This window comes from Amycolatopsis sp. (assembly GCF_036008905.1).
Taxonomy (GTDB): domain Bacteria; phylum Actinomycetota; class Actinomycetes; order Mycobacteriales; family Pseudonocardiaceae; genus Amycolatopsis.
The window spans coordinates 1-9,626 of sequence record NZ_DASYMU010000043.1 but is presented as its reverse complement, the minus strand read 5'-3'; the positions used below and the strand labels follow the sequence as shown (position 1 = coordinate 9,626).

The window sequence follows — 9,626 nt, the reverse complement described above, 5'->3', positions numbered from 1 at the left end:
GAAGAGCGTTCGGCGGTGCTGCGGCGCAAGTACGGCATCTCCGAACTCGCGAACTTCGACGCCACGCACTATCCGCTGACCCTTGTCGTGACCCCTGGCGAACGGATGCGCGTCACGCTGTCCTATCGCGACGACGTCATCGAAGACTCCGCCGCCGAAGCGCTGCTGACCAGGTTCACCGCCTTGGTCGAAACGCTGATCGGTGATTTCTCGGCCACCGTCGGCGCGCTCGGCACGACGTCACCGGCCGAACGCACCGAACTCGTCCGGGACTGGGACTCGACCGTCCATCCGGTACCGAACGACACCGTCGCGGACCTGCTCGCCGGGCAGGCCGCGCGGACCCCCGACGCGATCGCGCTCGTCTTCGGTGAGCAGTCGGTGACCTACGCCGAGCTCGACGACCGGATCAACCGCATGGCCCGCCTGCTGCTGTCCCGTGGTGCGGCACCGGAACGGATCGTCGCACTCGGGCTGCCGAGGTCGATCGACATGGTCGTCGCGCTGTTCGCCGTGCTGCGGACCGGCGCCGCGTACTTGCCGCTGGAGCTCGACTACCCGGTCGAACGCCTGGCCATGATGCTCGACGACGCCCGCCCGCTGGTGCTGGTGTCGACGAGTGAGGTCGCCGCCCGCATCCCGGACGAGACCCCGCGCGCGCTGATCGACACCGACGAGGTCGTGGCGGAGCTGGAGAGCCTGTCCGGCGCGGAAATCCACGACGACGAGCGCCCGTCGTTCGCGCGCGGCAACGCCGATCGGATGGAACACCCGGCGTACGTCATCTACACCTCCGGGTCCACCGGCAAGCCCAAGGGCGTCGTCACGCCGTACCGCGGCCTGACGAACATGCAGCTCAACCACCAGGAAGCCATCTTCGCCCCGGCGATCGATTCCGCCGGGGGCCGCCGCCTGCGCATCGCGCACACGGTGTCGTTCGCCTTCGACATGTCGTGGGAAGAGCTGCTCTGGCTCATCGAGGGCCACGAAGTCCATGTGTGCGACGAAGAACTGCGCCGCGACGCCGAAGCGCTGGTCGCGTACTGCAACGCCCACGAGATCGACGTCATCAACGTGACGCCGACCTACGCGCACCTGCTGATCGAGGAGGGCCTGCTCGAAGGGCACCGCCCGGCGCTCGTGCTGCTCGGCGGTGAGGCAGTGTCCGAATCGGTGTGGAACCGCTTGCGGGACACCGAAGGCACCTACGGCTACAACCTTTACGGCCCGACCGAGTACACCATCAACACCCTCGGCGGCGGCACGACCGACAGCGACACCCCGACCGTCGGCAAGCCGATCTGGAACACCCGCGCGTACATTTTGGACGCTTGGCTGCGGCCCGTGCCCGACGGCGTTCCCGGTGAGCTGTACATCAGCGGCACCGGCCTCGCGCGGGGATACCTCGACCGCCGAAGCCTTACCTCGGAACGGTTTGTCGCCGATCCCTTTGGCGAGCCCGGCGGCCGCATGTACCGCACGGGTGACCTCGTTCGGCGCCGTGCCGACGGGAACTTGGACTTCCTCGGACGGACCGACGACCAGGTCAAGATCCGTGGCTACCGCGTCGAGCTCGGGGAGATCGAGTCCGTGCTCGTGCGGCATCCGCATGTGGCGCAGGCGGCTGTGATCGCGCGTCCGGACCCGTCCGCGCCGGGGACGCAGCGGCTCATCGGGTACGTCGTGCCCGCCGAACTCACCGGCGAGGCGCGCGACCAGGTCGAAGCCGAGCAGGTCGGCGAGTGGGAGCAGATCTACTCCGACGAGTACACCGAGATCCCGACGGCGATGTTCCAAGAGGACTTCGCCGGCTGGGACTCCAGCTACGACGGCGACCCGATCCCGTTGCCGCATATGCGGGAATGGCGGGCGGCGACCGTCGCGCGCATCACCGAGCTCAACCCGAAGCGGATGCTGGAGATCGGTGTCGGCACCGGGCTGCTGCTCTCGCAGCTCGCCCCGATCGCCGAGGAGTACTGGGGCACCGACCTGGCCGCGCCGGTCATCGGCAAGCTCAAGGCCGACCTGAGCCGGGACCCGGAACTCGCCGCCAAGGTGAACCTCCGCGCGCAGGCCGCCCACGTCTCGGACGGCCTGCCGCGCGGGCACTTCGACACCATTGTCATCAACTCGGTGATCCAGTACTTCCCGAGCATCGACTATCTCACCGACGTCATCACGACCGCGCTGGAACTGCTCGCGCCCGGCGGTGCGCTGTTCGTCGGCGACATCCGGAATCTGCGGCTCGTGCGCTCGTTCCACACGGCGATCCAGCTCACCCGCTCCGACGAGTCGTCCGATCCCGGCCACCTGCGCCGCGCGATCGAACGCGGGGTCGCGCTGGAGAAGGAACTCCTCATCGACCCGGACTACTTCGCCGCGCTGCAGCGGACGATCCCGGGTATCGGCGTCGAGGTCAAGACCAAACGCGCGCGGCTGCACAACGAGCTGAGCCGCTACCGGTATGACGCCGTGATCTACCGCGAGCCCACCGACATCGTCCCGTTGGCACAGGCTCCGAGGCTCCCGTGGGGCGGCGACCTCGACGAGGTCCGCGCCCAACTGAGCGGGGACAGCTTGCGGGTCACCCGGATCCCGGACGCCCGGATCGGCGCCGAGTTCGAGGCGATGCGCCTGCTGGACAGCGGCGGCACACTCGTCGACGTCCTGGCACGGTTCCGGTCCGCCGGGGACGGCGTCGAGCCGGAAGCGTTGCACGACTTGGGTGCGGACCTGGGTTACCAGGTCCATACAACCTGGTCGTCCACTGTGGATGGAACCTTCGACGCGGTGTTCGTCCGGGACCAGGGCCGGACGGCAGCGCTGTACGTTCCGGCTTCGGCGAGCACGAACCTGGCGCACTTCGCCAACAACCCGACGGCGGCGCGGGGGAGCAGCGCGCTCGTCCAGCGGCTGCGTGAGGAACTCAAAGAGCAACTGCCGGACTACATGATCCCGGCCGCGTTCGTCACGCTCGGCAGTTTGCCGTTGACGGACAACGGAAAGCTCAACGTCAAGGCGCTGCCCGACGCCGATCCCGCGGTCAGCCTCGCCGAGAGCCGCGATGCGGAGTCGCCACAGGAAGAAACCCTGTGCGCGTTGTTCGCCGAGGTGCTCGGCCTGGAACGCGTCGGTGTCGAGGACAACTTCTTCGACCTCGGCGGGCATTCCCTGCTCGCGACCCGGCTCATCAGCCGCGCCCGCACCGAACTCGGTGCCGAGCTGGCCATCCGCGACCTGTTCGAGGCGCCGACCCCGGCGGAACTCGCCGAACGCGCCACCGGTGGGGAACCCGCCAGGCCGGCGGTCACCGCTGTCGAGCGACCGGAACGCCTCCCGCTTTCCGCCGCGCAGCAACGGTTGCTCCTGCTCGAAGAGCTGGGCGAGGTCGGGGAAGCGTACAACTTCCCGCTCGTGTTCCGACTGCGCGGTGAGCTGGACGTGGACGCCCTGCGCGCCTCGTTCGGCGACGTCGTCGCCCGGCACGAATCCCTGCGGACCGTTTTCGGGGACCACGAAGGCGAGCCGTTCCAGCTCATCCTCGACGCTGTCGAGCCCGCGTTCGAGATCGGCGACTGTGAAGAGTCCGAAGTGGACGAGCGAGTGGCCGCGCTGGCGAACCGCGCGTTCGACCTCCGCGCCGAGATCCCGTTGCGCGTGGATGTGCTGCGAATCGGGGAGCAGGACCACGTCGTCGCACTCGTGCTGCACCACATCACCACCGACGAATGGTCCGACCGGCCGTTCTTCGCCGACCTCGCCACCGCGTACCGGGCGCGGGTGGCCAACGCGGCTCCCGAGTGGGCACCGCTGGCCGTGCAGTACGCGGACTACACGCTGTGGCAACGATCCCTGCTCGACCGGCTGGCCCCGGCCCAGCTCGCGTTCTGGACCGAAACCCTGGGTGGGCTCCCCGAGGAACTGACACTGCCGCTCGACCGGCCGCGTCCGGTGTCGCCGACCGGTCGTGGCGCCAAGGTGCGGGTCGAACTGCCCGCGCCGATCGCCCACGGCCTGCGTGGTCTGTCGACTAGCTCAGGTACGAGTTTGTTCATGCTGCTCCACACCGCGGTCGCGACGCTGCTGCACCGCATGGGCGCGGGCGACGACATCCCGCTCGGCGCCCCGGTCGCCGGGCGTGGCGACGACGCGCTGAACGACCTTGTCGGCTTCTTCGTCAACACGCTGGTCCTGCGCTCGGACGTCTCCGGCGAACCCACGTTCGCCGAGCTGCTGGCCCGTTTCCGGGAGACCGACCTCGCCGCGTTCGGCAACCAGGACCTGCCGTTCGAGCGGGTCGTCGAGGCGCTGAACCCGGCCCGGATCGCCGGGCGCAACCCGCTGTTCCAGGTCATGGTCGGCTATCACTTCCGCCCCGGCGGTGACCCGGACGTGCTGGGCCTGCCGACCGAATGGCGGGAGCTGCCACCCGAGTCGGCGAAGTTCGACCTGCACTTCACCGTGGTCGACGAGACCGCGGACGGATCGGTCACGCTGCTCCTGGAGTACGCCGAGGACCTGGCCGAGCGGGGAACCGCCACGCGGCTGCTGGACAGGCTCGTTTCGGTGCTGGGACTGGCCGTCGCGAACCCGGCCCGGCCGATCGCGGAGTTCGACGTCCTGACCGGTGACGAACTCGAACTCGTCGGGACGAAGTGGAACGACACCGGCCGCGAGATCACCGCGACCACCTTGCCTGACCAGTTCGAGGCTCAGGTCGCGCGGACGCCCGATGCCGTGGCGCTGGTCTTCGAGAACACCGAGCTGACCTACGGCGAACTCAACGCACGGGCGAACCGCCTGTCGCGGTGGCTGGTCGAGCAGGGTGCCGGTCCGGAATCGGTGGTCGCGGTGGCTTTGCCGCGATCGCTGGAACTGGTTGTCGCGCTGTACGCCGTCCACAAGGCCGGTGCCGCGTACCTGCCGCTGGACACCGGCTATCCGGCCGACCGGCTGGCGTTCATGCTCGAAGACGCGGCACCGGTGTGCGTGCTCGACGACCTCGGCCTGTTCGACCGGCTCGACGGCTACGACGACTCGAACCCGGTTCGCGAGCTCTCTCCGGAGAACCCCGCGTACGTGATCTACACGTCCGGTTCGACCGGTAAGCCGAAGGGCGTGGTGGTCCCGCATTCGGGGATCGTCAATCGTCTCCTGTGGACACAGGACGAGTACCGGTTGGAGAGCACGGATCGGGTGCTGCAGAAGACTCCGTCGAGCTTCGACGTGTCGGTGTGGGAGTTCTTCTGGCCGCTGATCACCGGCGCGACCCTTGTCGTGGCCAAGCCGGACGGGCACCGCGAACCGCGCTACCTGGCCGAGCTCATCCAGGAGCAGCGGATCACGACCGTCCACTTCGTCCCCTCGATGCTGCGGTTGTTCTTGGAGGAGCCCGAATCCGCTCGCTGCACCGGTTTGCGCCGGGTGCTGTGCAGTGGTGAGGCGCTGCCGGAGGACCTCGCCGCCCGGTTCCGGGCGACACTCGACGCCGGCCTCCACAACCTGTACGGCCCGACCGAGGCTTCTGTCGACGTGACCTCGTGGGCCGTGGTCGATGGACCGGTGGCCATCGGGCGTCCGGTGTGGAACACGCAGGTCCACGTCCTGGACGCGCGGCTGCGGCCGGTCGCCCCGGGCGTGGCGGGGGAGTTGTACCTCGCCGGCGTCCAGCTGGCCCGGGGCTACCTCGGCCGTGCCGGGCTGACCGCCGAGCGTTTCGTGGCGAACCCGTTCGGCGAAGGCAGCCGCTTGTACCGCACGGGTGACCTCGCGCGGTGGCGCGCGGACGGCACGGTGGAGTACCTCGGCCGGGTCGACGAGCAGGTGAAACTACGCGGATTCCGGATCGAACTCGGCGAGATCGAGACCGTCCTTTCCGGACATTCCTCAGTGGCGCACGTCCGGGTCATCGCCCGTGAAGACCGGCTGGTCGCCTATGTGGTGCCCACCGGAAGCTTCGCCGCTGACGACGTCCGCGGCTTGGCCGAGGCGGCGCTGCCGGAGTTCATGGTGCCGTCGGCGTTCGTCGAAGTACGCGAGATCCCGTTGACACCCAACGGGAAGCTCGACCGCAAGGCGCTCCCAGCCCCCGAGTTCACCGCGGGCTCCGGACGTCAGCCGAACACCCCGCGCGAAACGGCGCTGTGCGAACTCTTCGCCACCGTGCTCGGGGTCGACCGCGTCGGTGTCGACGACGACTTCTTCGCCCTGGGTGGGCATTCGCTGCTGGTGATGCGACTGGCCGGGCGGATCCGCTCGACGTTCGGTGTCGAGGTGTCGCTGCGCGCGGTGTTTGACGCGCCGACGGTCGCGAAACTGGCCGCGGTGCTGTCCGACGCCGAGGAAAGCCGTCCCGCGCTCGTGCCGGCCGGCCGCCCGGAGATCCTGCCGCTCTCGGCCGCGCAGCAGAGCCTGCGGTTCCTTTACAGCCTTGAAGGTGCCAGCTCGACGTACAACATCCCCATCGCGTGGCGCCTGACCGGACAGCTCGACCTCGACGCGTTGCGGGCCGCGGTGCACGACGTCGTCGGCAGGCACGAAACGCTGCGCACGGTCTTCCCCGATCGTGACGGCGTAATGAGCCAGCGGATCCTGGCCCCGGAGCGGGCGAACGTGGAGGTTTTGGCCGTCCGGCCGGACGAAATCGCCGCCACCGCCGACTACTGCTTCGAGCTCGACCGCGAACCGCCACTGCGGGTCACCTTCGCGGAGGTCGCGCCCGGCGAGCACCTCGTGGTGTTCCTGTTCCACCACATCGCGAGTGACGAATGGTCCGAGCTGCCGTTCTTCGCCGATTTCGCGAACGCCTACACCGCACTGGTCGCGGGCGCGGATCCACAGTGGACTCCGCTGCCGGTGCAGTACGCCGACTTCGCGTTGTGGCAGCGGACTTTGCTCGGCACGCCCCGAGATCCGGGTGCCGTCGCGAAGCGCCAGCTGGACTTCTGGCGGGAGACCCTCGCGGACCTGCCCGAGGAAATCGCGCTTCCCGTCGATCGTCCACGGCCGCAGGAAGCCAGCTACCGCGGTGGCCAGGTTCTGTGCACGCTCGATACTTCTCTGGAAACCGGTCTGCGTGAACTCGCGCGGGTCCACGACGTCAGCATGTTCATGCTTGTCCAGGCGGGTGTGGCGACCTTGCTGCACCGGCTCGGCGCCGGTACGGACATCCCGCTGGGGGCGCCGATTTCCGGGCGCACCGAGGAGTCGCTCGAGGATCTGGTCGGCTACTTCCTGAATTCGCTGGTGCTGCGGACCGACCTGTCCGGGAACCCGGCGTTCACCGAGCTGCTGGGCCGGGTGCGCGAAACCGACCTGGCGGCGTTCAGCAACCAGGACGTCCCCTTCGACCGGCTGGTCGAGGCGCTGAACCCGGCTCGGTCACTGGCGCGGCATCCGCTGTTCCAGGTCATGGTGGTCTATCTGGCCGCCGCCGCTGAAGACGGGCTTTCCCTTCCGGGCCTGAGCGCCGAGCGTGAGCCGGTCGAGGTCGGGACGTCGAAGTTCGACCTGTCGTTCGACTTCGTGGAGGAGCAAGGCGGCGGCATCACGGTGTCGCTGGAGTACAGCTCCGACCTGTTCGACCGGTCCACTGTGGAGCGGTTCGGCGAGCGGCTCCTGCGCGTGCTGGAGCAGGTTGTCGCCGATCCTTCACAGCCGGTGGGCAGTCTTGACGTGCTCGACCCGGATGAGCGTGAGCTGATCGTCCGGGGCTGGAACGACACGGCGCTGGCCGTCGAGCCGTCGACCGTGCCGGGATTGTTCGAGGCACAGGCCGCGAAGACCCCGGACGCGATCGCGGTGGTCTCCGGCGAGGTCGAGTGGACGTTCGCCGAGCTCAACGACGGCGCCAACCGGCTCGCCAGACTCCTGGTCGCCGAAGGGGTCGGGCCGGAGGACCTGGTCGCGCTGATGCTGCCGCGGTCCGCCGACGTCATGTTGTCGATTCTCGCCGTGCACAAGGCGGGCGCGGCGTACCTGCCGCTGGACCCGGACTATCCGGCCGAGCGGGTCACCGCGATGCTCGACGACGCGCGGCCTTCGCTGGTGCTGACCGTCCGTTCACTTGCCGAGACGCTGCCGGAAACGCGGCTCGTGGTGCTCGACGAGTGCGGATATGGCCGCCACGAAGGGGAAAACCTCACCGACGCCGACCGGCTGCGGCCGTTGTCACCGCAGAACCCGGCCTACGTGATCTATACGTCCGGTTCCACGGGGCGCCCCAAGGGCGTGGTGGTGGCGCACCGGAGTGTGGTGAACCTGTTCCACAGCCACCGCGAGACGCTGTACCGCCCGGCGGTCGCGTCGACCGGCCGGGATCAGCTACGGGTCGGGCACGCGTGGTCGTTCGCGTTCGACGCGTCCTGGCAGCCGCAGCTGTGGCTGCTCGACGGGCACGCCGTGCACGTGGTGCCCGAGGAGATCCGCCGCGACCCCGAGCTGCTCGCGGCCGAGGTGCGGCGCGCGGGCTTCGACTTCATCGAGGTCACGCCGTCCTACTTCGCGCAGATGGCCGACGTCGGCCTGATCGACGGCGACAGCTGCCCGCTCGCGGTCGTCGGCGTCGGCGGCGAGGCCGTGCCCACCACGTTGTGGGAGCGGCTCGGCAGCCTGAAGGGCACCGAGGCATTCAACCTCTACGGCCCGACCGAGTCCACAGTGGATGCTCTAGTGGCGCGGATCGGGGACAGCGCAAGGCCTCTCGTCGGCCGTCCGGTCGCCAACACCCGGGCGTACGTGCTCGACGGCGGTCTCAATCCTGTTCCCGCCGGAGTACGAGGCGAGTTATACCTGGCCGGTCGGGGATTGGCTCGTGGGTACCTCGGGCAGGCCGCGTTGACCGCCGAAAGGTTCGTGGCGGACCCCTTTGACATCGGCGGCCGCATGTACCGCACCGGTGACCTCGCGAAGTGGACGGCCGACGGCAGGTTGGACTTCGGCGGCCGTGCGGACCACCAGGTCAAGATCCGCGGGTTCCGCATCGAACCGGCCGAGATCGAAGCCGCGCTCGAACGTCATTCAGCCGTCTCGCAGGCACTGGTCGTCGTCCGGGACGGCCGTCAGCTCGTGGCCTACGTGGTCACGAACGGCGTCGGCTCGGCTGAGCTGCGCGACCATGTCGGGGGTCTGCTGCCGGAGTACATGGTCCCGGCGGCGTTCGTTTCGCTGGTCGAATTTCCGGTGCTGTCCAACGGAAAACTCGACCGCAAGGCACTGCCCGACCCGGACTTCACCGAGTTGTCCACGGGCCGTGAGCCGCGGACCGATCTGGAGAAGACGTTGTCCGCGGTGTTCTCCGAGGTGCTCGACCTCCCGGTGCTCGGTATCGACGACGACTTCTTCGCCCTCGGCGGGGACAGCGTCGTCGCCATGCAGCTTGTCGGCCGGGCCCGGGCCGCGGGCCTTCGGATCTCGCCGCGGCAGGTGTTCCAGCACCGCACGGTCGCCGGGCTCGGCGAGGTCGCCGCGCAGATCTCCACCGAGGTGGTGGCCGATGCCGGCACCGGCACGGTGGCGCTGACCCCGGTCATGCACGCGATGCGCGAGCTGGGCGGCCCGATCTCCGGGTACCAGCAGGCTGGCCTGTTCCTGACACCCGCGTCGCTCGACCTGCCGAAGCTGATCAC

At 69.0% G+C, this 9,626-nt stretch carries 1 protein-coding gene; it reads left to right on the top strand.

Going from position 1 to position 9,626, the window contains the following annotated elements:
* Positions 1 to 9,626, top strand: a 9,626-nt coding sequence (locus VGP60_RS08500) for a non-ribosomal peptide synthetase (RefSeq protein WP_327547344.1), incomplete at both ends; no start/stop codon positions are given.